Here is a 25,528-nt window from a genome sequence, read left to right as displayed (position 1 = left end):
TTCTCCTCTATCGACCACCCAACTCGGCATTAAGATGGTGTCGTACGATTAGAACTCGAGTCTAAAACCAGTTGATTCAAATTGTCCTGCAAACTACGCAAACGTGTGGTTGCTTCCGCACGTTTCTGCATCCCTTCTTTTTGTATTTGAATCACATCATTTACTGTTTTAATGAGGGTGTTTTGTACATGTTCAAGCGTCTCAATATCAATCACTGAACGTTGATTTGCTTTTGCTGTATCTACTGAGTTTTGATGTAACAAATCAGCATTACGCTTCAATAAGTCATTGGTCGCATCGTCAATGGTATTGGCCAACTGCACACTATTCTTCTGCTCATTTAAAGAAATAGCCAAACTAATTTGGTTTTTCCATGCAGGCAATGTAATGTTTTTAATCGCGTAAAACTTATCGACCAACATCAAATTATTAGACTGGATAATACGAATCATCGGTAATGTTTGCATGGCTGATTGTTGTAAAACCTGCAAATCACTCACGCGTTTTTCCAAATTATTGGCTAAATGATTGAGATCGTAAACTCTCTGCGTCGTGGTTTGGTCTTGTGCCTGTGAAGTCAGTGTTGAGATTTCCTGCTGAATTTCATCCTGTTTCAACTTACCTGCTGCGATATACACACCGAGCTGTTTATATTCACTTTGCACACCATGAAACATCCGATCTAGCGTATCGACACGTGCTTTTAAACCAGACTGCGATTTTTCAATTTCTTTCACCAAAGTGTCTATCTGTTCTTTGGTGGTATTAAAGTGCATATCAATATTATTCTTTGCGCCTTTAATTTTGCTCATCAAGCCACCGAAGAAACCTGAATTTTTCTTTTTATTTAAGATACTTGAGGTATTCAGTTGTTGTGCAACTTGTACCACCTGATTTAGCTTTTGCCCAGTTTCATCCAAGTCCCTGTTTTGCACCAAATTTAACAACTCATCAGTATATCCAGAAGTTTGTGTCGCAATATTTTTACCATACTCCGCCACGGCGTTATGGTTGATTTCTGCCAACTCTTTCCGTGCTGCCAAGACCGCATTGAAGTCATCTTGTTGCAAGCCAATTTCTTGCAAATTTAACTGTTGAAACTTGTGTTCAATCACTTCAGTGGTTGGCTCTACCACAAGACTGTTTTGTTCTGAGTTGGTCATAATTCACCTAATCTATTTCTTAAAGTGTTGGTTTCTGTAGTGATTTTTTTAAGGTATGAATCAATTTTTCACGGCTATTATCGAGCTTTTCCAGTTCACTTGTCGAGCTTGATTGCTGTGATTGTTTGACATGATATTGCCATGCTGGGATCAAGACCTGCTGCGCTTCTTTAAAACGATCTAACAAACTCAATGAAAGCTGCTGAGACAACTGCATTTGCGTAATCGCAATATCATTACTGCTTTGCAAAGTCTGCAAGCTGTTTATTTTCTTGGATAAACGTTCTTCAAAATTATCTAAAGGATGTGCATTCTTCACAAATTTAGGATATTCCATTAAAAATGCTTCAGCCGCAGATACATATTTGGCCATTTGCTCACGTAAGCCTGTTAACTGCTGATAGCGTGCCTGTGACTTTTGAATTTCAATTTGTAATTTTTGGCTGAGATGATTGGCTCGATCCAACAACTGATCCAGTTTTTTATAGTATTCAACTTGGGTTGAACCATATTCAATATCAATTCCGAGCCACTTTTGTAGCCCATTAAATTTACGCTTCTTCAGATATTTTTTTGAGTCAGCCAGTGACTGGATCAGTTGCTCAATGGTTTGGCTCAACTGTAAAGTGAGCTGCGGGTCTATTCCATTTAACAGCGCAGACTGCGCTTGAATGACACTATCTGCATAATGATTGAGACGATATTGATCGTTCAGCAACGGAACCAAATCATTACGCTGGATACTTAAAAGTTCATCTGAATTGACTGGTATATTCCTTAAAGGAACAAGAACGTCAATTTGTGCCATAGTGCTTTAACCCAATAAAGAAATTGAATAAAATCATTTTTATAGTACAGCTTTTATGTCAAATAACATGTAGATTTTTGCAAAAATGCTGTGACATCTTTTGTGCCGTAGAAATTATCATGAAGGTTATATCAGTTATTAAGTACTCTATTCATACTAGACCCAAACCTATTGAGTAGAAATAAAAGATCCAATCAATACATACTCTATTTTTATCTTCTATAGAGTTACAATCCTTTATGAAACAAAACGCATATTTGAAGTCATAAAAAAGCCATGATCAACATGGCTTTAAAATGAGGTGTTTCGATATTATAAATAATCGCCTTCACGCTCAGGTTGATAAACCACTTTTCAATTTTGACTTTCATCATTTGACCATCTGGCTGCGGCCATTCAATTTCTTGACCTTCAGCTAAGCCAAGAATTGCTGCACCAATTGGGGCTACAACATTGACCTGTCCCTTCTCACCTTTAAAATCATGCGGATAAACCAAGGTAATTTCAGATGCTTCTGTAGATGGCGCAATGGTCAGTAAAACTTTTGCATTCATCGTTACCACATTGGCAGGCATATCTTGTGGAGCAACAACATCGGCGCGGGCCAATTCTTCTTCAAGCAACTGCATGGTCGGTGTAAGTTTAGGCTGATGCTCTAACATCGTTTCTAAACGATGAAGATCCTGCTCAGAAATGATAATTGCTGGGTTTGCCATGTGCTGCATTCCTATTTGAATACGGTATGAATAAAATTCTTATTAAAAATAATTTATTAGCCTATAACTTCTGTTATATCAGAAATGCAGTCTAAATTACATTTCAACTGATTTTGATTTTTTAATGCTATAAAAAAAGCCCCCTTGAGGGGGCTTTCTCAAGTCAGAACTTAGTTTGCGTAAACAGGAAATTTCGCACAAACAGCTTCAACTTTCGCTTTAACAGCGTTAATCACAGCTTCGTCACCTTTGCTGTCTAGGATATCAGCGATCCAGCCAGCAAGTTCACGTACTTCAGCTTCGCCGAAACCACGAGTCGTCACAGCCGGTGTACCAATACGGATACCAGAAGTCACAAATGGTGAGCGTGGGTCATTTGGCACAGCATTTTTGTTCACAGTAATGTGAGCTGAGCCTAACCATGCATCTGCTTCTTTACCTGTTACATCTTGCTTAATAAGAGATAACAAGAACAAGTGATTTTCTGTACCACCAGAAACGATGTCATAACCACGAGCAATAAGAACTTCAGCCATTGCTTGAGCGTTCTTCACCACTTGTTGTTGGTAAACTTTGTATTCAGGAGCCATTGCTTCTTTAAAGCAAATTGCTTTAGCCGCTACCGCATGAACCAATGGACCACCTTGGTTACCAGGGAATACAGCTGATTGTAATTTTTTCTCAATTTCTTCGTTTGCTTTCGCAAGGATTAAACCTGAACGTGGGCCACGAAGTGTTTTGTGTGTAGTGGTTGTTGTTACGTCAGCAATCTGAACTGGGCTTGGGTAAACACCAGCAGCAACTAGACCAGCAACGTGAGCCATATCTACAAATAGGTAAGCGCCAACTTTATCCGCGATGTCACGGAAACGCTGCCAATCTACAATTTGGCTATAAGCAGAGAAACCAGCTACGATCATACGTGGCTTGTGCTCAACTGCTAAACGCTCAACTTCTTCGTAATCAATTTCGCCAGTTTCAGGGTTTAAACCGTACTGAATTGCGTTATATGTTTTACCAGAAAAACTTACTTTAGCACCGTGAGTCAAGTGACCACCGTGAGCCAAACTCATACCCAAAACAGTGTCGCCTGGGTTAAGAAGAGCTAAGTAAACAGCAGAGTTTGCTTGTGAACCAGCATGTGGCTGAACGTTTGCGTAATCTGCACCGAAAAGCTCTTTAGCACGGTCAATCGCTAATTGTTCAATCACGTCTACATATTCACAACCGCCGTAGTAGCGTTTGCCTGGGTAGCCTTCAGCATATTTGTTTGTAAGTTTTGAACCTTGCGCTTCCATTACTGCTGGAGAGCAATAGTTTTCAGAAGCAATCAGTTCGATGTGCGCTTCTTGGCGAGCATCTTCATTTGTGATTGCTTGCGCGATTTCTGGATCAAATTCAGCAATTGAGATATTGGCAAACATTAGCGAGGTCCTATGAAATTAGGGCTTTTAAGCCGTGCTAAGATTGGCGCGTATTGTAGCATGAAGTTTATAAATTTCGAGAATGAACTTTACGCAGTTTAAATAAAAAATCGCTCATGAAGCAGAACTCCATGAGCGATTTGGGTCAAAGCAAATTACTGAATTGGCATGAGTGTTTTGACATCATCAACAATATCATCGATATTTTCACTAAACGATGTGGTATGGGTCCACTTTCTCGTTTCACTGTCATCAGTCACATAACGAATATTATTTCCAGCTTGAGAAGCACCAGCATATAAAATATTCGTAATCGCTCTTGGAACAGTCGTGTCATTGGTGCCTTGATAAATAATAATTGGCGCTGTTTGTTTGACCTTCAAAGGCTGAGATGTGTTATCTAAAAAGTTTTTTATGACTGGCAAATCTAGAAAGCCTGTTTTTGGGTAATATCCATTTAATGTGTTATAACCAGTCGCTAAAGCCCACATTTCCGTATAGTAATTTACAGAAACAGTCCCTGAACATGCCGATTCAGCTGTTCGTGCAATACGGGCTGCTTCAGACTCAAACACTTGCCCGTACAAAGTTATATTGGGTGGATTTTGCATACCTGCAGTGATGAGTGCAGCATAGGTATTCAGTGAAGTATAAGTAGCAACCTGTTGAGTTGCTGGCAAATTTGCAACACTTGCAGCCCCCACTTGAAAGATCGTTTTTAAATTAGACGCAGGTGCAATCGCAACTGTCCCTTTATAATCTAACTGCGCGCGACTTTGATATTCACCAGCACCTAAAGCAGCATGACCGCCCTGTGAATGCCCAACCGTCACCCAGTTTTTTGAAACCGATTTACCTTGCTTGGTTAAGTAGTCACGTGTTGCAACTACTGCATCTGTAATCGAAAAAGCTTCACTTTTTAAATTAAGATAAGGATGGGCTTCTGTACCACTTGGCTCTCCCAGTCCTTCGTAATCGGGAGCAACAACGACATATCCCGCGCTAAGTAACTCATTAATCATCGATTTTACATCGGGATCCATAGAAGATTTACTTGGAGCGCAAATATCAGCAACACCAGTAGTACCATGTGCCCACACCACAATCGGCCAACCTTTCGCAGGAGCTACTGTTTTAGGGGTAAAAAGCAATGCTGTTGCGCGAGTTTCTTTATTGTCCTGACCCAGCATTTTATAAGTCATGACCACACTTTCACCAGCCGTAGCTGACATATCTGTAGCCGTATAAGCTGTTGGCGTAGTTACGACTGGATTAACAATATTATTTTTAGGAATCCCATCATCTACACCAACAGAAGTTGAATCGCCATCCCCTCCTCCACAGGCTGTTAAAACAAGCATAGAACTACTGACGAACACGGCCAATATATGTTTTTTCATCTTAAAATTCCTTAATGACATTTTTTCTTGTTGTAACGATTCAAATCACTTGAATACATTAATGATTTACGCCTCAAAATGACACATGGCAAGACCAGTTACGAGAATGATACAAAGTGAACATTGTCTGTAAATGCGCACTCACCATTGTTATAAAAACTGGTAATTTGGAGTTCAAAATAAATCCTGATCCTACAACTGAATTCAGGCAGTGAGCTCTTCTCTAGTCTTTGTTTGAACCAAATCCCAAAGAATTATTTTAATGTTAAGCAATCATTTTGCTTTTCAACCTGCCTAAATAAATCGATAAGTAGCTTCCAACTTTTCCCTTGCTTAAGAAAGCCTGATCTCTAATCACCTAGCTTCACCAGATGATTTAAACAACATCACCGCACAAAATCAGCAAATAAACCACAAATCTGGCAGTCATAGGCTGTCTTGATAGTCTTGGAAATGATAAATTTATTCAGCTTTTAATTTTCGGATATGCACATGCAAGCCATTATTCTCGACACAGAAACCCATACTCTAAATGGTCAACCCATTGAGATTGCATATGCACCGATTGAAATTGCAAATGGCAAATTAAGCCTAGACAAAAGCCAAGTATTTGATCAGCTCTATACCGTCGATGAACCGATCTCATTCGCAGCGATGGCTGTGCATCATATTTTAGAGTCAGACCTCGTTGGGAAGCCACACTACACGACCTTTAAACTACCTACAGAAACGCAGTACATCATTGGTCATAATATTGATTATGATATTCGTGCTATCGAAAAATGTGGTGTCGATACTTCTCATATTAAAGCAATTTGTACACTCGCACTTGCACGTTTGGTCTGGCCTGATGCTGAAGCCCACAATATTTCGGCACTCATTTATATGATTTCAAAAGGCAGTGAAAAAGCCCGTGAAATGATTAAAAAAGCTCATCGTGCCGATATGGATATTATTTTAACGGCCAATATTTTAATGCATGTGGTTCATCAATTAAAAATAAACAGCATGGAGCAATTATTTGCTGTCTCTGAAGATGCTCGTATTCCGCGAGTCATTAATTTTGGCAAGCATCGCGGCACAGCGATTGCCGAACTCCCTGCTGACTATATTCAGTGGTTAATGCGTCAAGATGAACTCGATCCATACTTACGTAAAGCTTTAGAAAATACGAGCATTAAAACGCTCTAAAATATATTGTCATAAATTCTTAATATTGTTGTAATTTTCACCCTGTATGTTCAGCCTTAATTTATTTGTTCGGGGGAGTAAATTAAGGTATGAATCATTATCAAAAAACAGCATTAGGTTTAGATGCTTTACAACAACGTCATATCCCACTCAATGCGCGTCAAAGACGACTATTGGTTTTAATTGGTACAGAAGATTTTGAACAATTGGCTGACCAGTTCAAACAACGCATCGCAACGCCTGAAATCCTCGAACAATTAATTGAATTAGGTTTAATTCATTCTACACAAACATCTCATGCCCCTAGCCCAATACAATCGGAACCTCAACCACCGGCATCAGTACTAGAAAATAGTCAGAATAACGTCAATCCAATAGATTTAAACAGCAAAGCGCAGCCCCCTACACCACCCGCTCCTACACAAAGCGCAGCCCCACCACTTAAAGCTTATAGCTTTGAAGAAACACGCGATTTGATGATGAGCTTATTACAACGTTATTGTGGCTTAATGGCAAAACAACTTATTCTTCAAATTCAATCGGCGACAGATTTACACAGTCTCAAACGCTGCCAAATGCAATGGATTACGACGTTACAGGAAAGTCGAATAGAACCCATAGTACTCAACCAACACTTACAACAGATCAATCACTCACTGTTGCGTTTGCAGGCAGCTTAAATAAATAGATTCAAAGGATAATAATTGAGTCTTTTCGGTCTTAGTTAAGATTTAAAAGCTACAAGTTTTATTAAAAAACTCTTGTTTTACATGTTATTCAGGCAATAAATCTTAATATCTTTAATCGACTGTTTAAGACTTTGGCACAATGGTTACTCGAACCATTTATCAAACAGCTTGATAAATAATAACTATGTGTGAAGTGATATGCTGATTTTATTTTATGACGTTCAAAATAGTCACTCAAAAAAATTTATCTCTTATATACTGCAATAGGATAACTTAACTCGATATAGATCGCCCATAAAAAAAGCCCATGGTTACATGGGCTTTTTTCAATAGGGTTAATCAACAACTCGGTATATATTTTCCGTTTGTCGACTTTCAAATAACAGTTCAATACTAGGCAGAATCACTTCACCATCAACAACGATATGTTCAATTCGTTTAAACAGATCCAAACGTTCTGCTTCGGAGTTTTCAGGGGCTTGCCTCAACTGGGCCTTCACATTATAGGTTTGACTGTACTGGTCCTTTACCTTTACATCTACAAGCTGTGTCATGATCATATTCCTTTTCTTTTTTTAGCTCTGCTTAATCTTATAGCACAAGTTTTTTCCAGCACTGCCATTAGAGTTGTTAGAATTTATCGCAATGTTAATTTATATAAATATTTTCAAAATCATAACTATAAATCATAAACTTAAATCAAATATGATTAACAACTGAGATACATAGTCATATTTTTTCACATAAAAAAAGCTCGCATTGCTGCGAGCTTTTCTATGTTGGAAGGCTAGTGCTGATTTATTGTTTGAACATTTTGTATCAAACTCAACGAGCTGTCATTGATCCGTCCAACTACATCGTAGCGTCTTAGTTATCGACCTACTGTAGGTACAATATAAAAGCATTTTTCACTATCGACAAGGGCTTATGACATTTCGAAACAACTATACAAATAAAAGCCAATTGATATTTTTTAAAAATACGAGATGATGCTGAAGGCTAAATCTAGATAACCGCTCTGCATCAAATCAAGTAAAATCTCGCATTCAACCTATGAGTTCTTTTCCATGTTAGTTCAATTGATTTTGAGTGATTTATATCGGTATTGTGGCAATACGAAATTAAGTTCATTTCTCAAAACTTATTTGTTTAATCATGGTTTTAACTTTAGCGTTTGGTTACGTCTTTCAGCTTCAAAATCGTGGATCGGCAAACTGGCCTACCCTATTTTTTATTATAAGAAGAAGAAATACGGGATCGATATCCACTGCATCACAAAAATTGGCTATGGCTTGTTCATCGGTCATGGGGGACCTTTGATTGTCAACCCAACTACTGTGATTGGAAACAATGTCAACCTTTCTCAGTTTACAACGATTGGTGCCAATGGCGGTCGTCAGGCCGCTGTAATTGGCGACAATGTATATATTGGCCCAAATGTCTGTATTATCGATCATGTTAAAATTGGTGATAATGCCACCATCGGTGCAGGTAGTGTGGTCACCAAAGATATTCCTGATAATGCAACAGCTGTAGGTAATTATGCAAAAGTCATTCACTATAATAATGCTGGAAATTCAGTAAATAAATGCTGGCTGAATTACAACTAAAACAACATCAGCATAATTTAATCGACTTAGCACTCTATAAATAAAACACAGACTGACAATTTTTATACTCCGTAAATTTTAAGACATAATATGTTGCTGTTGTATTTCAAATACCCATGGCTACGAGAAATTAGGTTAGGGTAAATCTTCATTTTTGTTCGATGAATAAGATAGAGGTACATCATGACCACGATTAATATTTCAGACATTAAAGAACATTCTAGTGTAATTGCCGTATGTGGAACGAAGATTGGAGATGTTGACCACATAGAAGGTAAAGAGATCAAACTCACCAAACATGGCGATGGGAAACACCATATTATCCCAAGTGCGTGGGTTAGAGAAATTCGAGAGGATCAGGTCCTTTTAAATAAAGATGCACAAGAAATTAAAGATAATTGGATTGAAGCATAGGTTCAAAGAATTACAAATCTACCAGCCTTTGGGCTGGTAGTTCATATGAAGTACACACTGAGTAGATACAAAGAACATAATGTCCATCACAGTTCGCTCAATATTCATTTATAGCAAAGGTATAAAATTCACTCAATTACAACATTCTTAATCTTTAAAAGGATTTGAAACTTTATCTTTAAGGCTTAACCAAACCAAAAAGGTCATAATAAATATAAGTAATCCAATCACAATAAAGAATGTTTCGCCCACAGCAAAACCTGTAATGAGTGCCCCTAAGCCGATTAATGATAATAAAATGATCAATCCTATGCCTAAGACATTCATGTTTGTTCTCCAATGACCGAAATAATAAAGATCTCATTATTGCGTTTAGGCATGTCAATTTAATGTTGTTTTCATTAAACTTTAATAGTACTTTTGATTGATTATGCGCTATTGTGTACTATTCATATTATCTTAATGAAAACTAATGTAATTTTTATAGAGAATTTACATATAATAATATGAAGCTTCTCTATACTTAGAAAAATATTAGCTAGAAGATTAGATCAATTTTCACGCAGATTAATTCCAATCATGAGAATTGTGCTTTTACAAGCGGCACAACAAAACTTTAAAAAATCTGTACTTGTCTTGGGGGCATAAGTGATCAAGAAATCTGTTTTTCATAGTCTAGATTTACAAAAACTTATTTTGATTTTAATTATTGGCTGTGTTTCAAGCTTATTTCTAATTTCAATTTTTGTATTGAACTATGTCATCAAAGAACAGTTAACCGAAAACTCTTTAGCTGCCAATCAACGCTATGCCTCAAAAATTGCATTTAGTACCGATAAATATTTTGAAAGTATGTTGAGTGAGCTGCGCTATAGTGCTCAAATTGTTGGTCAAGATTTTTCCAATCAACAGGTTTTAAAAGCAGAAGTGACCCGCCTTAAAAATCAATCACAAAAATTCAACTCAATCACGATTATCGATAAAAATGCTTTTATTTTGGAATACTCACCCGAGACCTTACATGTTAATCAAAAAAAACAATATAAAACTCCTGGTATTACCGAAGCATTAAAGCTCAAGAAAACCTATATTTCCTCTCCATACAAAGGCTTGTCAAACAATTTAATTGTGCTGATTGCTCAGCCTATTTTTAATCGTAAAAATGAGTTCCTCGGTATCGTCACGGGCTCGATTTATTTGAATAAAGAAAACTTGGTGAGTGAGCTGTTAGCTACCACTTATTCTTATAAGAAAAGTTATACTTATGTTGTTGATAATAAAAATAAGATCATCTTCCATCCAGATAAAGCTCGCATTGGCGACTCATTAAAAAATAATACCGGAATGCAATATATTACCTCCCACCCCACTGGAAAGATTGCACTGGTCAATAGTAAAGGGATCGAAAACCTTGCGGGGTTTGCGGCAATTCCAAGTGTGAATTGGGTTGTGGTGTCACAACAACCGACGTTAGAGTTATTAAGCCAAGCCAACTCGATCATCGTTAAAGTAACACTGGCTATGCTCGGTTTCTATTTACTCTTGTTCATTTTTGTGTGGAAACTTTCTTACTGGATTTCGTCACCACTCAATAAGCTTGCACAAATGGCTAGCATGTTGACGCGCCCAAATATTGATCAAGACATTAAAAACATCGATCCTTGGTATTTTGAGGCTTTACGCTTTCGCACCGCTCTTTTGCTTAGCTCCAAACATTTTAAAGATGAAATTGCAGAGCTTAAACAACACGTGAATACCGATCCGCTGACGGGACTTTATAACCGCCGTGGTATGAAACTGTTTTTAAATGAATTAGAAGCAACCAATACACCTTTTTCGGTACTGACATTGGACATCGATCACTTTAAAGCAGTGAATGATAACTATGGGCATGATCAAGGTGATCACGTATTGAAAAAGTTAGCTTCTCATATGAAAAGTAACTTTCGTCAACATGATGTGTGCTGCCGTGTCGGTGGAGAAGAATTTATTGTCTTTGTGGTGCATGAAGATCCAAAGATTGCCTATATAGCAGCTGAACGACTTCGTAAAACAGTAGCACAAAGCTATATTGACCCAATTGGAACGATCACGGTTTCAATTGGTATCGCCTCGTGGCCTCAAGACTCAGAAAATATTCAAGAGGTGATTAAATTGGCAGATCAAAAACTCTATCAAGCCAAGAATGATGGTCGAAATTGTATCCGTTCGACATCATCGGACTGATATAACTTTCATTAAATATAAAATTAGGCCAAATCATGCAGTGCTTTCAAATCCATCTGTTCAAAAATGAAAAGGCCTAAAATAGGCCTTTTCATTCAAGATGATAAAAATCATACTTTTAAGTTCTATCATCCACCTCACTCATTTTTTCTAGTTCTGCATCATTTAATAACTGCCCTGTATGTTGCGGCTTAATCAAGGGTGCAGTAGGTCGTGGGTTGCGCTGCGTATATTGTATACCTATGCCCGCTTTGACATCATCAGCTGCAACTTCGGTTTCAAAACGTTGCTGATCTAAAGCTCGGATATCCTCACTTACCTGCTGAATTTCATCCTGACTTGCACCCAGTTGCTGCAAGGCCAGTTGACCTAAAGCCAATGCAGACTCAAAGGTTTCTCGAACCATCAAACTGACATTTTTCTTGGACAAATACAGCGCGTGTTCACGGTCATAGGAACGAACAATCAGCTTAGCCAAAGGAAATTCAGCATTCACCAACTCTACAATTTTATTAATCGTTTCTTTGTGGTCGACACAGACTAAAATTGCTTCTGCGGTATCAGCCCCTGAGGCATGTAAAATATCTAAACGACATCCATCGCCATAATAGACATCAAAACCAAATTTTTCCGCATTTTGGATCATGTTGACATCATTATCAATAATGGTCACATCCACACTACGCGCCAATAACAGCTGACTGGCCACTTGACCAAAGCGACCAAAACCAATCATCAATACTTTACCCGTTAAGCCATCGGCAACCCTGACCTGATCAAGTGAACTTTCATTCTGTTCAAGGGTAAAGCGTTTAAACAACACCCCAATGATTGGCGTCAACACCATAGACAATACGACAATCGCGGTTAAATTCGACTTGATGGTATTGTCAATAATTTGAGCTGTCGTCGCAGCACTAAACAATACAAAGGCAAACTCGCCCCCTTGTGCCATCAGTAAGGCACGATCTAAAGCCTCGGGATGATTACTCTTGGTCAAACGCGCGACCACATAAATCATCAGTGCTTTGGTCAACATCAATGCAATTACACCACTGACAATCAGCGGCCAATTTTGCCTGACCACTGCCAAGTCCAAAGACATCCCGACACCTAAGAAGAATAAGCCCAGTAATAGGCTTCGAAAGGGTTCAATATCCGCTTCAATTTGATGTCGGAAAGTCGACTCGGACAGTAACACTCCCGCTAAAAATGCGCCCAGTGCCATGGATAAACCACTAAGTTGCATCAGCAATGCCGCGCCCAATACCACCAATAACGCCGCAGCGGTCATCACTTCACGTGCTTTTGCGGCAGCTAAAATTTTAAATAATGGATTGAGTAACCAATGCCCTGCAACAATTAACCCAGCGATGGCCAACAGTCCGATGCCTATCCCTTGTAAATCTATAGATGAGCTTTCCGCTACTTGATTGGGTGCCATAAAGGCAACCAATGCCAATAAGGGAACGATCAATAAGTCTTCAAACAATAAGATCGCAACGATCTTTTGACCACGTCGTTGATGCAGCTCTCCGCGATCATTTAACAGTTGCATCACTATTGCAGTCGATGTTAAGACAAAGCCTGCTGCTCCAATGAACGCTATTTTCCAGCTAAAGCCAAACAACATGCCCATACCCGTTAAGGCAATGACCGAAATAAGGATTTGCAAACTGCCCAATCCAAAAATCTCTTTCCGCAAACTCCATAAGTGCGAAGGCTGCATCTCCAATCCGATGATAAAGAGGTACATCACAATGCCGAGTTCAGCAATATGTAAGATAGCTGTGGGATTGTTAAAAAAGGCAAAACCAAATGGCCCAATAATTAATCCAGCAATTAAGTAGCCTAATATCGAACCTAGACCAATACGTTTAAAAATAGGGACGGCAATGACCGCTGCACTCAACAGTACAACAGGCCCAACCAGTCCTAGTGAATCTACTTCTGCACTCATCTTGTTCCCATCTTGGTTGTTGGCAATCCATGCCATTTTCACGCTATTTTAATTTTATTCACTAAGGTCTCGCCTGTACGGAGAGGACGTCTCATCGGTGATCTTTTCGTTCTCGATTTCCGAAGACTTATCATCAACACTCAGCATGCTGCGAATTTAAGCATCGCTTGACCTGTCTATGTTTAAAACTATATACAGCATTGTTGCTATACAGCAAGATTTTATTCGAGGAATACAAAACACATCACTACATATGAACAGAAGATAATCAAGAGCAGATTTTTATAACAGATAGATACTTAAAAATTGTATTTAGTATGATTCCACCATCAAAGATAAATGACACCTTTGATGATAGGACTGACATTCGTAATTTTTACTCCATCAAGATAAAATTAGGCGTCGTATGTTCAAGCATATTTTCTCGCCCCAGCCACACAAACAATGGCTGCCAAAGTGACGGCCAACATCATCCAACTCACGCTTTCATGTAGTAATAGAGCGACAAGTGCAAGACCCATAAAGGGTTGAAATAATTGCAGTTGACCAACAGATGCAATGCCGCCTTGTGCTAATCCTCGATACCAAAACACAAAACCTAGCAACATGCTAAAGACAGAAACATAAGCCAGTCCTATCCATGCGGCTGTACTGACATGCTGAAATGAAACAGGCATGCTCCATAATGCTATTGGCAACATCACTGGTAACGAGAGCAGTAAAGCCCAACTAATGACTTGCCAACCGCCCAGTGTTCGCGAAAGTTTTGCTCCTTCTGCATAGCCCAGCCCACATAAAATAATTGCTGCCAGCATGTATAGGTCGCCTTTCCATGCAGTACTCGTCTCTCCAAGTGCAGCATAGCCTGCTACAAAAATGGCTCCCAGTACTGAAAACAACCAAAAAAGTGGCTTGGGCCGTTCACCTCCGCGTAGAACTGCAAAAATCGCAGTACTAATAGGTAATAAGCCTAAGAAAACGATGGAGTGTGCAGAACTTACATGCTGTAGGGCCAAAGCAGTTAAGAGTGGAAATCCAATGACCACGCCCAATGCACTGACTGCAAGTGCAGGTATGTTTGAAGCGGTCGGGCGTGCTTGGCGAAGTAAAACCAGAAAAAACAATCCTAATAGCGCTGCAATTGTGGCCCGTGCACTGGTTAAAAATATGGGCGTAAAATCGGCAACGGCGACCCGTGTTGCAGGTAAAGAGCCTGCAAAAATAGCGACACCGATTAATCCGTTTACCCAGCCGCTGGTTGCCTGCTTCATTGAATAATTCTCTTATCGTTAATCGCTTAAGTTGAACATAGACCGCATGTTTGAATCGAGATACAATCCAGTACAATAAATAAAAACTGTTATGTATAAAAAGCCCATACGGTTGAGGAGAAATAGAATGCGCAGCCAAACTCGAATTGATGCAGTTATGGATGAAATTAGACTCAAAATTAGCTCACGCACCTATCTCCCCAGTCATCGCCTTCCCTCTGTACGCCAACAAGCACGGACATTGCGGGTCTCTGTTTCAACCGTTGTCGAAGCCTATGAACGTTTAATGGCTGAAGGCATCATTCTTTCTAAACCTGGATCAGGCTTTTATGTGTCTGGCCCCGTCGCGCCACTGGCTTTAGCCCAAATGGGACCTAAGCTCGATCGAGAGGTGGATCCTTTATGGGTCTCTAGACAAGCCTTGGATACAGATCACAGCACACTCAAACCGGGTTGCGGCTGGTTACCACCCGAATGGTTATATGAGACAGGTGTTCGGCGTGCTCTGCGTAGCATGGCAAAAGCAGATAGCTTAGAACTGGTGGAATATGCAACACCAGCAGGACATCCTGAACTACGACAATTAATTTCTCGTCGTTTAACCCACATTGGCGTTGAAGCTTCACCTGAACACATCATGCTCACCGAATCTGGCACGCAAGCAATTGATTTGATCTGTCGTTTTTTATTGGAAGCTGGGGATACTGTTATTGTCGATGACCCCTGCTATTTTAATTTTCATGCGCTGCTCAAAGCCCATCGCATCAATATTGTGAGTGTACCGTATACTCCCCATGGCCCAGATTTGGAGATCTTTCAGTCAGTTTTAGCTGAATACTCACCACGGCTGTATATCACCAACTCAGGCATACACAATCCAACGGGTGCAGTGCTTTCCCCCGTCACGGCGCATCGCTTACTTAAATTGGTCGATCAAACCAATTTAGTGATTGTGGAAGATGATATTTTTGCCGACTTTGAACATACCCCTGCCCCACGACTGGCTGCTTTTGATGGACTCAATCGTGTCATTCAAGTTAGTAGTTTTTCAAAAACGGTTTCAGCCTCTTTGCGCTGTGGTTATATCGTGGCCAAAAATGAATGGATTGAAAATTTAATCGATTTAAAGATCGCCACCTTTTTTGGTGGCGGCCGACTTGCAGCCGATATGGTGCTGATTGCCTTAAAAGACAGTGGCTATCGTAAGCATATGGAAACAGTGCGCTTACGCCTTGCCCATGAAATGCAAAAAGTCATCACTCAGCTCGAAGCTTTAAATATTCACCCGTGGCTAGTCCCACAAGCGGGCATATTCTTGTGGTGTAAACTTCCCGACGGTTTCGATGCTTCGGTCATTGCGCGAGAATGTTTAAAACACGGCGTGGTTTTAGCGCCGGGAAATGCGTTTAGCCAATCCTTAAATGCACAGAATTTCTTACGCTTCAATGTCGCACAGTCGGCAGATCCGCGTATTTTCGAAACGCTCAAAAATGTGTTAGCTCAACAGCAAAACTTAACATAATAAAAGCCTCTACTTAGAAATAGAGGCTTTTATTAACAACTGTTGAATGGCTTATGAACAATATTCGTCGCGTTGATGCTCAATTAAAGACAGCGCGGCATTCCATGCTTTCAGCATCACCATTTCAATCAATTCACTTTCAAACTGTTGAGCCGTATGTTGACGTACAGCTTCAGACGGAAGATGAAGCTCTGCTCCTCCCGCCATCGCTTTAATCTGCGCTTGGCATGCACGTTCAAGGAAATAGATCTCGTGAAAAGCACGTTGAATCGAATCTCCTGTCGATAGCAAACCATGATTACGTAAAATCATGACTCGGTTGCGCCCCAAGTCTTTCACGAGACGCTCACGTTCTTCGGTTAATAACGCCACCCCTTCATACTCGTGATAGCTGACTTTGTTATAAAACTTCAAAGCATGCTGAGACAAAGGCAATAAACCCTGTTTTTGTGCAGACACTGCAATACCATCTGCTGTATGCGTATGAATCACGCAGTGCACATCTTTACGTGCATCATGGATCGCAGAATGAATCACAAAACCTGCGGTATTGACCAGTTTTCCCTGATCATAATCCGCAATAATATTGCCTGCATAATCAATTTTAACCAAATGCGAAGCCGTCATTTTTTCAAAGGGAATGCCGTATTGATTAATCAGAAAATGGCCGTCTTCGTCGGGTACACGTAGACTAATATGTGTATCAATTAAATCGGTCATTCGGAAATGTGCAATTAAACGGTACAACCCCGCAAGCTGACAACGCGCATCCCATTCTTTTTCGGACACGATATCTTTTAGACTTTTCATCGCATGTAAACTGGTCATTTATTATCCCTATTATCTCTATCCATTAAAATTAACATTGAGCTTGAACGAAAAAGCTCAACCCTGCTTAAGTCCTCCTCTCAACATAAACTGATTCTTCGTAAAATAGCGAAACCTGTCTTGAATGATTCTGCTATTTCCGTGTGCTATCAAACAACTTAACACGCTATGACGTCGATGGTGTTTTAATGGAGTCATTCACAAAGATGGTTTTGCCTTTCAGCATTGAGGGCGCAAAATCGGCCATGCTACGTAAAGTTCGGGTGAAATGTGCCTGATCAGCAAAACCCGCTTCAAAGGCAATATCAATCAAACTCTGACCTGCTGCCCAGAGTTTGATGGCATAGCGAATACGCAACCAAAGAATATAGCGCCGCATTGAAATCCCCAATTGCTGACTAAACAAGTGCATCAGCCTCGACTCAGACAGTCCCGTGTGTGCGGAAACCTGAGCTACTGTGGGAATCTGCTGAGGTACAAGTTGTTGAATATAACGACAGGCTTGTAAAACGCGGGCATCCCATGGCAATACCTGTAACGGATTTGGGTTTAACGTCGACAGCAGCGTTAAAACCAATTGTTTGGCATCATCAGGACTGAGTTGCCCAGCGATCAACTTTTGAAACTGTGAATGAAACACAGCGAGGCAAGCGGCAGGTAAAAAACAAATCTTTTCGCCATTCAGCAATGGATACAAGTGTCCATAGAGTGCATGATCAGGATCAATCATGAGCGCAAGATAAGGTTGATTTTCTGAATCGGTACTGTGCATCACATTGGGTGCCATCACCACAATATCGTGATAACGACGTACTTGGTCGTCTAAAGTGATCGCAAAAGGTGTGCCCAAGCCAATTTGTAAAAGTGCTGGAAAATGGGCATGGGCATTATTCAACTGCTCATGAGTCACATACAAAATGACACCATCCCAAGTGTAAATTTTACTTTGATGCACTAACCCTAAACTCGCATCCTTGCTTTGCGATAGCATATTCGTTCAAGACCATCTTTGGTTTGCTGTTTAAAACTACGCCTGATAAACACTAAAGGAGTAGGACATGTTACAGAATACCCAAACCCAAATTAAAAACAATATGCAAGATTTGGTGAATAACGCAAATCATTCTTCTGCATTGGTTGCAAGCCCTGCTGTGCAAATTAAGGGAAGTGATGGCCGTTATAAAACCTTAAAGGAATTCTATCCCTTCTATCTTTCTCAGCATGAAGATCCCACTTGCCGACGTTTACACTTTGTGGGAACCACCTGTGTGATCGGGATTACTGCGGCTGCGGCGATGACCAAAAATCCAAAACTACTCTGGGCTTTGCCTGTGGTGGGTTATGGATTTGCGTGGGTCGGTCATTTCTTTTTTGAACATAACAAACCAGCCACATTTACATATCCTTTTTACAGTTTCGTTTGTGACTTTAAAATGTATAAAGACATTTTATTAAAACGCGTAAATTGGTAAATAAAAAAGCGACTGTCTTATATATTTGTAGGGCAGTCGTTTGATAAAAATCTGACGATTATTGCTAAGGTTACGCGCCAGAAATGTCCTATAAAAGTGATGCTCCTTAAAATAACATCAAATCAAGCCATCTACTTAGGCTGCATCAAGGTCCACTATATACGGCGTCATCATCTACTCTAATGCAAGGCACTCATTTCTCACTGGCTCAATTTATAAAATAAGTCCTTACTTTTGACCGAAAATCCCCCCTTGAATGCTCAATTACACCCCTACTCTCCAATTCTTTTCAGTGATGCACAATATGCATATTTATTAGAACAGCTCATCGATCAGCACCTTCCTGTACGCTTTGATATGCAACTCGCATCAGACTATTTACAAATGAGTGAGCGTCACCTTCGACGCTCCTTATTGCTAGAAGGCATTAGTTTTCAGCAAATTCGACAAACCGTGTTACAACGAAAAGCGAAACAGATGCTTGAAAACAATCTCTCCATTGGGGACATTAGCCAAGCTTTAGGTTTTAGTGAAGTACGTGAATTTCGTCGGGCATTTAAACGCTGGACAGGCCAAGCGTCGTCTGTTTATAAAAATGGTACCGAATGATCCTAAGCTGATACAGAGGCCTTTTTTCTGTTTTTATTCGTTCCCGCTTTAAAAGTTGAAGCTGAAATGTGTTCAATTAAAGCAACCAAACTGCTTCGGTCAGCTGCTTAATTTCATCCATATCGTGGCTGACATACAACATCGGGATATGGGTTTCATGTTGGACGGTTTGAAAAAAAGGAAGGATTTCCTGTTTATGTGCAGCGTCTAATGCAGACAATGGTTCATCTAATAATAATAAATTTGGCGAATATAATAACGCCCGACCTAATGCAACACGCTGCTTTTCACCACCTGAAAGCTTCGTCGGCATACGACTGAGTAAATGATTAAGTTTAAGCAGTTCAATAATATAATCAGGATCAAAACGTCGGCTTTCAGACGGAATGCGCTTATAGCCGAACAATAAATTTTGCATCACCGTCATATGTGGAAACAATTGCGCATCCTGAAAAACCAAACCAACATGACGTTGCTGCACGTTTAAATTAATCTTATTTTCAGCATCGAACCATGTCTGATGATTGATTTTAATCCAGCCATTGACTGGAGTATTAAGTCCTGCAATAGCATGCAAAATACTGGTTTTTCCTGAACCTGAAGCCCCAAATAAACCAACGACAGGATGTTCAGATGAAAATGTCTGATCGAGTTTAAATTTGCCTAAATTTAACTGAATATGACAGTCAATCATCGTCTTAATGCCCTCGTTTGTTTTTCTGATAGCGATGGAACCACTGGGCAAACCATAACGCCAAAAATGCCACAGTTAATGACAGAATAATCAGTCGCCAAACCGCTTGTTCTGTATCGGGTTGCTGCATCAAGCTATACATGGCCAAGGGCAAGGTTCTGGTCTCGCCTGCAATGTTACCGACAAAGGTAATAGTTGCACCAAACTCACCCAGACTGCGACAAAAACATAAAATCGCCCCTACCAATATGCCACTGCTGGCTAAAGGCAAAGTGACATAAAAAAAAGTACCCAAGGAGGAAGCACCGAGCGTTTTCGCCGCCATTTCTAGCCGTTGATCCACCAACTCTATGGCCAAACGAATCGATTGAACCAAGAGTGGAAAGCCCATCACGGCTGAAGCCAAAACTGCGCCTTTCCAATTAAATGCAAAATTGAGCCCAAAAGGCTCAAGATACTTACCCAGTATTCCATTTCCTCCAAAAACCTGTAATAGCAAATACCCTGGCACCACAGGCGGCAGCACCAGAGGTAGAAAAATAAACGTTTCAAATAAGGATTTGCCAAAAAACTCTTTACGTGCCAAAACCCAACCCACTGCCAACGCAGGGATCAGGCTAAATGCCAAACAGGTTGCAGCCACTTGGCAGGATAACTTGAGTACCTCTATCTCTTCAGCCGATAAAGAAAACATCATCACTTAGCAGCAGATAAAATGGTAAAGCCATATTTTTTAAAGACTGCATGTGCTTGTTTACTCTGTACAAACTGATAAAACGCTAGCGCATCTGGATTATTTTTGACAAGACCTAAGGGATAAACAATCGGGGTATGGGTGCTGATAGGGAAAACGCCAACGACAGTGACATCTTTACTGATGGCAGCATCGGTTGCATAGACAATACCAAGCTGACATTCACCACGTGCTACAAAGTTGAGCGCAGCTCTCACATCTTCAGTTTCAACCAATCTTGGTTCAAGTTTTGACCACCATCCCAGTGCAGTCAGCGCCTGTTTCCCATATTTTCCGACTGGAACACTTTTGGTGTCACCTGTACAAAGCTTGCCTTGAAAGGCGGTAGAAGGATCAAAACTTTTATCCATTTTCATTTTGACAGGCTTAGCTTTGGGTGAAATCAAAACAAGACGATTGCCCAATAAATTCACACGTTTATTCGGCACAATTAACTTTTTATTTTGCAGATAATTCATCCACTGTTCATCTGCCGAAATAAAAACATCCGCAGGTGCACCCGCTTCAATTTGCTTGGCCAAAGTCGACGAGCCTGCATAAGAGGTTTTCACGCGTACTCTTTTTTGTTGTTCAAACATTGCATCGACATCTGCTATAGCATTGGTCAAGCTGGCTGCTGCATAAACGGTAATGGCTTGCTCTGCATGTACCTGTGCCGCAAGAGCCAAACCACAACACAACATCGCATATTGCATGCACTTATTCTTAAAATTGAACAGCACCATGTTCCCCTTAAGCATTATAAATTGACCGATATGTTTTCAAAAATATATGGATACATAAGCAACGTCAATTCAAGAAACAGATTATTTATCATTCAAGTTAAAGTGTTTGTATCTTAATCACGTGACTGATACTGCTCTTGCTATCGAGTGAGTAAATAAGAGGTTTTATCAAATAGAGGAAGCTTATTCGTGTACGCCATGACTGGGTACGAAAAGGATTAGCTGACCTAACTAGCTAGATTATGGTTTCAGGTGTTGAGCTATTTCTTCAAAATCCTGCTCAATCGCATCACGTGCTTTTATTTCCATTTGTCTAAATTGACTTAAAATACTTTCGCCCAAGTCCGTGAGTTTTGCCCCACCCCCATGCGTTCCACCTTTTTGAGTTTCGACCAATCCTGACTGAAAGCTATGATTCATAGTTTCAACCAACTGCCATGCACGGCGGTAACTCATATTCATACTTTTTGCAGCTTGAGAAATTGAGCCAGTACGTCGAATTTCTTCCAATAACTCGGCCTTACCCGGCCCAAAGGCAATGTCTTGATTGAGAAGTATTCTGAGCTGTAATTTTAATTTGACGTCCTGCATACATTCACTCAAATAAAGACCTGTCATCGACACAGATGACCTAAAGAAAAATTTTTTACTTTTCTATACAGTAAAATTTTGAATATCAAGTATATAAAACAAAACCATTACCGCGGCAAAAACTTGCTAAGGTCAAACCTGACTGCTTTGCCATATTAATCGCCATACTGGTTGGGGCTGAAATACACGCCAGCAAGGCAATATTCAGTTGAGCACACTTACGAATCAACTCATAACTGGCGCGGCTGGTCATCACGACAAAACCTTGATTTACATCACAATGATGTTCTGCAATATAACCCAATAGTTTATCTAAAGCATTGTGTCGGCCCACATCTTCAAACAAAGCCACTATTTCCCCCGCTTGAACCCATGCAGCCGCATGTGCACCGCCCGTCATTTGGGTGATTTTCTGTCTGGTATTGAGTTGAGCAATGGCTTGCGGAATTTGAGCCAACCATCCCTCACAAAGGGCTGTGGTAATTTGAGGTAAATCCAAATGAAGCTGCTGCAAACTTTCAATCCCACAGAGACCACAACCCGAGCGTCCAACCATCATCCGTCGATGTTGTTTGAGCGCCATAAAGGCCCGAGTAGAAATCGTCATTTCGACTTGAATCCCAAATTCAGTTTCATGTATGTCTAAAGAATAAAGCTCTTTCAAACTCGTCAAAATACCTTCAGACAAGCTAAAACCTTTCGCAAAGACTTCAATATCAGCTGGCGTTGCCATCATTACTGCATGGGAAATCCCATTATAGACCAAGGCAATAGGGTGTTCTTGCACCACAAAATCAGATTGTTCAACAACTCTATTTTCACTTAGACGCTGAATATCAACAGTTTCATAACCCAGAGAATTCAACGTCGACGCCCGAATATCCATAATAATTTTCCAATATTCCCTAAACACCAAACCCTTCAATCATGAAAAAAATGACACCTGCAAATCAGGCGTCATTTCAGCATTGAATCAACTAACCTCTCGATTCACGATCTGATTGGCATCTTCAGGATCAACCGCTTGCGCCAAGTTAAAATGTTCAGGGGCTTGACCTGCATGTAAAATCACAGGCACGCTTTTCGACGCCGGTATTTTGGCGTATTTATCATGGCTACTGAGTGCAACCAATGGATTGGTCTCCGGATAATAGGCTGCGAGGCTACCCCGTGGAATGTTATATGGGACGATTCGGAAGCTTTGAACCGCACGTTTAACACCATCCGAATAAATACTTTCGATATCCACCCATTGATCTGCAACAAAGCCAGCCGCTGCAATATCTTCTGCATTCATAAATAAAACACGGCGCTGACCAAATACCCCACGATAACGGTCATCGAGTCCATACAAGGTTGTGTTGTATTGGTCATGAGAGCGTGTGGTCATTAGGGTATAGACTTTGGCCCCTGTATATTGTTCAGCGTATTTATTCTCTTTATCGGCATACACTTCAGCCAACGGCGTAATTAAAAACTGTGCCTTGCCTGCAGGCGTATTCCATACATGCTGATTGGCTGGATGCTCTAAGTGAAAGCCACCCGGCTGATAGACACGTGCATTGAAATCATGGAATTCATCAAACACATCTTCAATCGAATCTCGAATACGGTCATAACTTTCTACATACCATTTCCACTTGATATCACTGTCTGGTAAGACGGCTGCCGCCATACGCGCCACAATGTCAGGCTCTGAAAGTAGATTCTTAGAACCAGGCTCATTACGCCCTGCTGAAAGATGCACATTACTCATAGAATCTTCAACACTGACTGCCTGCGGCCCATGCTGTTGCATATCAACTTCGGTACGGCCCAAACAAGGTAAAAGTAATGCCTCTTTACCACAAACCAAATGGCTACGATTCAACTTCGTTGCAATCTGTACCGTCAAATCACAACGACGTAAGCCTTCTTGTGTATACGGTGTATCGGGAGTGGCAACAGCAAAATTACCACCTAAACCAATAAAAACTTTTACACCACCTTCATACATCGCCTTAATGGTATCCACCACGCCAAAACCATGTTCACGTGGTGACTTAATGCCGAATACTCGGTCCAGACTATCCAGCAATTTTGGGCTTGGTCGTTCATTGATCCCCATGGTTCGATCGCCCTGCACATTACTGTGCCCGCGAATCGGTGCTAAGCCTGCCCCTGGACGACCAATATGCCCTCTTGCCAACATTAAGTTCGCCAGCATATGTACATTCGCAGTCCCGTGTCGATGCTGTGTAATCCCCATGCCCCAACAGAAAATGGCCGTTTTGGCATCCAAATACATTTTAGCTAAAGACTCTAAATGCTCAGGGCGAAGTCCCGTATGTGCATGAATATCGGACCATGTAGTTCGATCAATTTCTTCCATCATGGCATCAAAACCGACTGTATTCATTTCGATAAAAGACCGGTCAAAAACGCTCTTTTCCCCAGCTGCCAGTGCTTGAATGTCCCATTCACGTAAATGTTTCAGCATCCCGAACATGAGTGCATAATCGCCACCCACGTTGGGTTGGAAATAATAACGACTAATGGGTGTACTGCCATTGGTCATCATCTCAACAGCTGCTTGCGGATCTTGGAAGCGCTCCAATCCCCGCTCTTTGAGTGGATTGATGGCAACGATATTGCCACCACGACGCGACACTTCACGTAAAGTCCCCAACATCCGCGGATGGTTCGTGCCCGGATTATGCCCAAAACTGAAAATCGCATCGGCGATATCAAAATCTTCTAAAGTCACCGTTCCCTTGCCCAAACCAATTGAGTCACGTAGGCCAACACTGGTGGTCTCATGGCACATATTAGAACAGTCTGGGAAATTATTGGTTCCAAAAGCACGCACAAAAAGTTGATACAGAAACGCCGCTTCATTACTGGCACGACCCGAAGTATAAAATGCCGCTTGATCTGGATGATCCAAGGCATGTAAATGTTTTGCAATTAAGACAAAAGCATCATCCCATGAGATAGGCACATATTTATCGGTTGCGCTGTCATAGCGCATTGGGTCGGTTAGACGGCCTGAATCCTCAAGCAAGAAATCACTTTGCTCAGACAGCCAACTGACCGTATGGGTTGCAAAAAAATCAGGCGTAACACGTTTTGAAGTGGCTTCAAAGGCAACGGCTTTCGCACCGTTTTCACAAAAGTTAAAGGCATGTGCATCTTTTTTTTCAGGCCATGCACATCCTGGACAGTCGAAACCTGTGGGTTGGTTAATATTGAGGAGCGTAATCGCACCTTTTTTGAAAACTTCCTGTCTCTTTAAGTTTCTTGCAACACTTAACAACGCGCCCCATCCACCCGCAGGATTGGTATAAGGTTCTATTCGTGCATAGCTGGTTTCTTCATCGTCATGCTTTTTCTCTTCAGTGTTTTCCATCTCACCGCCCTCAATATTTATCTTCGGTAAAAAGTTCTGCAATGATCAATTCACTGTTCGCTTTGCTCATACT

At 40.7% G+C, this 25,528-nt stretch carries 23 protein-coding genes and 2 pseudogenes; 8 read left to right on the top strand and 17 right to left on the bottom strand.

The features are described 5' to 3' along the window. Positions 1-29 precede the first annotated feature (29 nt). The 5 genes and pseudogenes from AC4CU2_RS05155 to AC4CU2_RS05135 all read right to left on the bottom strand — a co-directional run bounded on the left by AC4CU2_RS05155 (position 30) and on the right by AC4CU2_RS05135 (position 5,511). Complete coding sequence (locus AC4CU2_RS05155) at positions 30-1,163, bottom strand: toxic anion resistance protein (RefSeq protein WP_490768372.1); 1,134 nt, start codon at positions 1,161-1,163, stop codon at positions 30-32. A gap of 19 nt (positions 1,164-1,182) precedes the next feature. Continuing rightward, positions 1,183-1,971 carry a tellurium resistance protein gene (locus AC4CU2_RS05150; protein ID WP_490768370.1) on the bottom strand — a complete coding sequence of 263 codons (789 nt, stop codon included), beginning with the start codon at positions 1,969-1,971 and terminating at the stop codon, positions 1,183-1,185. A gap of 312 nt (positions 1,972-2,283) precedes the next feature. Continuing rightward, a pseudogene (gene rnk, locus AC4CU2_RS05145) lies at positions 2,284-2,687 on the bottom strand (nucleoside diphosphate kinase regulator). A gap of 170 nt (positions 2,688-2,857) precedes the next feature. After that, a complete protein-coding gene (gene glyA / locus AC4CU2_RS05140) occupies positions 2,858-4,111 on the bottom strand; it encodes a serine hydroxymethyltransferase (protein WP_339399666.1) in 1,254 nt (417 codons plus the stop codon). Positions 4,112-4,266: 155 nt separating this feature from the next. Then, on the bottom strand, positions 4,267-5,511 hold the full coding sequence (locus AC4CU2_RS05135) for an alpha/beta hydrolase (RefSeq protein WP_490768369.1): 1,245 nt from the start codon (positions 5,509-5,511) through the stop codon (positions 4,267-4,269). A 492-nt stretch (positions 5,512-6,003) separates the two neighbouring features. Between AC4CU2_RS05135 and AC4CU2_RS05130 the strand changes: the two genes are divergently transcribed. Both AC4CU2_RS05130 and AC4CU2_RS05125 read left to right on the top strand, forming a co-directional pair. Next, positions 6,004-6,702 (top strand): exonuclease domain-containing protein, encoded by a 699-nt coding sequence (locus AC4CU2_RS05130; protein ID WP_062033883.1) that lies wholly within the window; start codon positions 6,004-6,006, stop codon positions 6,700-6,702. An 89-nt stretch (positions 6,703-6,791) separates the two neighbouring features. Next, the gene (locus AC4CU2_RS05125; RefSeq protein ID WP_490768368.1) at positions 6,792-7,382 is read left to right on the top strand and encodes a hypothetical protein; all 591 of its coding nucleotides are present in this window, start codon (positions 6,792-6,794) and stop codon (positions 7,380-7,382) included. Positions 7,383-7,726: 344 nt separating this feature from the next. Here AC4CU2_RS05125 and AC4CU2_RS05120 read toward each other — a convergent pair whose 3' ends face one another. Continuing rightward, entirely contained in the window at positions 7,727-7,945 is a 219-nt protein-coding gene (locus tag AC4CU2_RS05120; protein WP_078426587.1) for a hypothetical protein, read from the bottom strand. 513 nt (positions 7,946-8,458) lie between these two features. Between AC4CU2_RS05120 and AC4CU2_RS05115 the strand changes: the two genes are divergently transcribed. Both AC4CU2_RS05115 and AC4CU2_RS05110 read left to right on the top strand, forming a co-directional pair. Beyond that, entirely contained in the window at positions 8,459-9,001 is a 543-nt protein-coding gene (locus tag AC4CU2_RS05115) for a serine O-acetyltransferase (RefSeq protein WP_490768367.1), read from the top strand. A gap of 183 nt (positions 9,002-9,184) precedes the next feature. Continuing rightward, positions 9,185-9,415 (top strand): DUF2171 domain-containing protein, encoded by a 231-nt coding sequence (locus AC4CU2_RS05110; protein WP_490768366.1) that lies wholly within the window; start codon positions 9,185-9,187, stop codon positions 9,413-9,415. A gap of 147 nt (positions 9,416-9,562) precedes the next feature. Here AC4CU2_RS05110 and AC4CU2_RS05105 read toward each other — a convergent pair whose 3' ends face one another. Then, positions 9,563-9,742, bottom strand: a complete 180-nt coding sequence (locus AC4CU2_RS05105; protein ID WP_029575077.1) for a hypothetical protein — start codon at positions 9,740-9,742, stop codon at positions 9,563-9,565. Positions 9,743-10,063: 321 nt separating this feature from the next. Here AC4CU2_RS05105 and AC4CU2_RS05100 point away from each other — a divergent pair, with 321 nt between their 5' ends. Then, positions 10,064-11,641, top strand: a complete 1,578-nt coding sequence (locus AC4CU2_RS05100) for a sensor domain-containing diguanylate cyclase (protein ID WP_490768365.1) — start codon at positions 10,064-10,066, stop codon at positions 11,639-11,641. A 118-nt stretch (positions 11,642-11,759) separates the two neighbouring features. On the opposite strand, the gene AC4CU2_RS05095 is transcribed toward AC4CU2_RS05100, so the two are convergent. Together AC4CU2_RS05095 and AC4CU2_RS05090 are read right to left on the bottom strand one after the other, a co-directional pair. Next, on the bottom strand, positions 11,760-13,601 hold the full coding sequence (locus tag AC4CU2_RS05095; protein ID WP_490769209.1) for a monovalent cation:proton antiporter-2 (CPA2) family protein: 1,842 nt from the start codon (positions 13,599-13,601) through the stop codon (positions 11,760-11,762). A gap of 410 nt (positions 13,602-14,011) precedes the next feature. Continuing rightward, a complete protein-coding gene (locus tag AC4CU2_RS05090; RefSeq protein WP_490768364.1) occupies positions 14,012-14,872 on the bottom strand; it encodes a DMT family transporter in 861 nt (286 codons plus the stop codon). A gap of 127 nt (positions 14,873-14,999) precedes the next feature. Between AC4CU2_RS05090 and AC4CU2_RS05085 the strand changes: the two genes are divergently transcribed. Beyond that, positions 15,000-16,394: an aminotransferase-like domain-containing protein gene (locus AC4CU2_RS05085; RefSeq protein WP_490768363.1), complete on the top strand. Its 1,395-nt coding sequence runs from the start codon at positions 15,000-15,002 to the stop codon at positions 16,392-16,394. Positions 16,395-16,445: 51 nt separating this feature from the next. Here the strand turns inward: AC4CU2_RS05085 and AC4CU2_RS05080 are convergent, their stop codons facing one another. Continuing rightward, on the bottom strand, positions 16,446-17,222 hold the full coding sequence (locus tag AC4CU2_RS05080) for a class II aldolase/adducin family protein (RefSeq protein WP_490768362.1): 777 nt from the start codon (positions 17,220-17,222) through the stop codon (positions 16,446-16,448). A 166-nt stretch (positions 17,223-17,388) separates the two neighbouring features. Further along, positions 17,389-18,213 (bottom strand): helix-turn-helix transcriptional regulator, encoded by an 825-nt coding sequence (locus AC4CU2_RS05075; RefSeq protein WP_490768361.1) that lies wholly within the window; start codon positions 18,211-18,213, stop codon positions 17,389-17,391. 67 nt (positions 18,214-18,280) lie between these two features. On the opposite strand from AC4CU2_RS05075, the gene AC4CU2_RS05070 reads away from it, so the two are divergent. Both AC4CU2_RS05070 and AC4CU2_RS05065 read left to right on the top strand, forming a co-directional pair. After that, complete coding sequence (locus AC4CU2_RS05070; RefSeq protein ID WP_490768360.1) at positions 18,281-18,694, top strand: Mpo1-like protein; 414 nt, start codon at positions 18,281-18,283, stop codon at positions 18,692-18,694. 303 nt (positions 18,695-18,997) lie between these two features. Beyond that, positions 18,998-19,303: pseudogene (locus tag AC4CU2_RS05065) on the top strand (helix-turn-helix domain-containing protein); the annotation flags it as partial. A 76-nt stretch (positions 19,304-19,379) separates the two neighbouring features. Here the strand turns inward: AC4CU2_RS05065 and AC4CU2_RS05060 are convergent. The 6 genes from AC4CU2_RS05060 to AC4CU2_RS05035 form a co-directional block, all read right to left on the bottom strand. After that, entirely contained in the window at positions 19,380-19,997 is a 618-nt protein-coding gene (locus AC4CU2_RS05060; protein ID WP_490768359.1) for an ATP-binding cassette domain-containing protein, read from the bottom strand. A 4-nt stretch (positions 19,998-20,001) separates the two neighbouring features. Beyond that, a complete protein-coding gene (modB, locus tag AC4CU2_RS05055) occupies positions 20,002-20,694 on the bottom strand; it encodes a molybdate ABC transporter permease subunit (RefSeq protein WP_004982482.1) in 693 nt (230 codons plus the stop codon). Next, positions 20,694-21,434, bottom strand: a complete 741-nt coding sequence (modA, locus tag AC4CU2_RS05050) for a molybdate ABC transporter substrate-binding protein (RefSeq protein ID WP_490769208.1) — start codon at positions 21,432-21,434, stop codon at positions 20,694-20,696. Before modA ends, modB begins: the two co-directional genes overlap by 1 nt. A gap of 282 nt (positions 21,435-21,716) precedes the next feature. Next, complete coding sequence (locus AC4CU2_RS05045) at positions 21,717-22,067, bottom strand: winged helix-turn-helix domain-containing protein (protein ID WP_224467210.1); 351 nt, start codon at positions 22,065-22,067, stop codon at positions 21,717-21,719. A gap of 85 nt (positions 22,068-22,152) precedes the next feature. Beyond that, the gene (gene fdhD, locus AC4CU2_RS05040) at positions 22,153-22,953 is read right to left on the bottom strand and encodes a formate dehydrogenase accessory sulfurtransferase FdhD (RefSeq protein ID WP_279692376.1); all 801 of its coding nucleotides are present in this window, start codon (positions 22,951-22,953) and stop codon (positions 22,153-22,155) included. Positions 22,954-23,040: 87 nt separating this feature from the next. Continuing rightward, the gene (locus AC4CU2_RS05035) at positions 23,041-25,455 is read right to left on the bottom strand and encodes an FdhF/YdeP family oxidoreductase (protein ID WP_490768358.1); all 2,415 of its coding nucleotides are present in this window, start codon (positions 25,453-25,455) and stop codon (positions 23,041-23,043) included. Between the last annotated feature and the right edge of the window lie 73 nt (positions 25,456-25,528).

Source organism: Acinetobacter sp. 797_lipA (assembly GCF_058243025.1).
This window is presented reverse-complemented; position numbering and strand designations above follow the sequence as displayed.

What these genes read in the sequence shown, in the direction of transcription:
- AC4CU2_RS05135 (WP_490768369.1), bottom strand. Translation starts at nt 5,511, where the DNA reads ATGAAAAAACATATATTGGCCGTGTTCGTCAGTAGTTCTATGCTTGTT.
- fdhD (WP_279692376.1), bottom strand. Translation starts at nt 22,953, where the DNA reads ATGGATATTCGGGCGTCGACGTTGAATTCTCTGGGTTATGAAACTGTT.
- AC4CU2_RS05075 (WP_490768361.1), bottom strand. Translation starts at nt 18,213, where the DNA reads ATGCTATCGCAAAGCAAGGATGCGAGTTTAGGGTTAGTGCATCAAAGT.
- AC4CU2_RS05120 (WP_078426587.1), bottom strand. Translation starts at nt 7,945, where the DNA reads ATGACACAGCTTGTAGATGTAAAGGTAAAGGACCAGTACAGTCAAACC.
- AC4CU2_RS05085 (WP_490768363.1), top strand. Translation starts at nt 15,000, where the DNA reads ATGCGCAGCCAAACTCGAATTGATGCAGTTATGGATGAAATTAGACTC.
- AC4CU2_RS05115 (WP_490768367.1), top strand. Translation starts at nt 8,459, where the DNA reads ATGTTAGTTCAATTGATTTTGAGTGATTTATATCGGTATTGTGGCAAT.
- AC4CU2_RS05045 (WP_224467210.1), bottom strand. Translation starts at nt 22,067, where the DNA reads ATGCAGGACGTCAAATTAAAATTACAGCTCAGAATACTTCTCAATCAA.
- AC4CU2_RS05150 (WP_490768370.1), bottom strand. Translation starts at nt 1,971, where the DNA reads ATGGCACAAATTGACGTTCTTGTTCCTTTAAGGAATATACCAGTCAAT.
- AC4CU2_RS05095 (WP_490769209.1), bottom strand. Translation starts at nt 13,601, where the DNA reads ATGAGTGCAGAAGTAGATTCACTAGGACTGGTTGGGCCTGTTGTACTG.
- AC4CU2_RS05105 (WP_029575077.1), bottom strand. Translation starts at nt 9,742, where the DNA reads ATGAATGTCTTAGGCATAGGATTGATCATTTTATTATCATTAATCGGC.
- AC4CU2_RS05110 (WP_490768366.1), top strand. Translation starts at nt 9,185, where the DNA reads ATGACCACGATTAATATTTCAGACATTAAAGAACATTCTAGTGTAATT.
- AC4CU2_RS05070 (WP_490768360.1), top strand. Translation starts at nt 18,281, where the DNA reads ATGTTACAGAATACCCAAACCCAAATTAAAAACAATATGCAAGATTTG.
- modB (WP_004982482.1), bottom strand. Translation starts at nt 20,694, where the DNA reads ATGATGTTTTCTTTATCGGCTGAAGAGATAGAGGTACTCAAGTTATCC.
- AC4CU2_RS05090 (WP_490768364.1), bottom strand. Translation starts at nt 14,872, where the DNA reads ATGAAGCAGGCAACCAGCGGCTGGGTAAACGGATTAATCGGTGTCGCT.
- AC4CU2_RS05130 (WP_062033883.1), top strand. Translation starts at nt 6,004, where the DNA reads ATGCAAGCCATTATTCTCGACACAGAAACCCATACTCTAAATGGTCAA.
- AC4CU2_RS05125 (WP_490768368.1), top strand. Translation starts at nt 6,792, where the DNA reads ATGAATCATTATCAAAAAACAGCATTAGGTTTAGATGCTTTACAACAA.
- glyA (WP_339399666.1), bottom strand. Translation starts at nt 4,111, where the DNA reads ATGTTTGCCAATATCTCAATTGCTGAATTTGATCCAGAAATCGCGCAA.
- AC4CU2_RS05155 (WP_490768372.1), bottom strand. Translation starts at nt 1,163, where the DNA reads ATGACCAACTCAGAACAAAACAGTCTTGTGGTAGAGCCAACCACTGAA.
- AC4CU2_RS05080 (WP_490768362.1), bottom strand. Translation starts at nt 17,222, where the DNA reads ATGACCAGTTTACATGCGATGAAAAGTCTAAAAGATATCGTGTCCGAA.
- AC4CU2_RS05060 (WP_490768359.1), bottom strand. Translation starts at nt 19,997, where the DNA reads ATGATTGACTGTCATATTCAGTTAAATTTAGGCAAATTTAAACTCGAT.
- modA (WP_490769208.1), bottom strand. Translation starts at nt 21,434, where the DNA reads ATGTTGTGTTGTGGTTTGGCTCTTGCGGCACAGGTACATGCAGAGCAA.
- AC4CU2_RS05035 (WP_490768358.1), bottom strand. Translation starts at nt 25,455, where the DNA reads ATGGAAAACACTGAAGAGAAAAAGCATGACGATGAAGAAACCAGCTAT.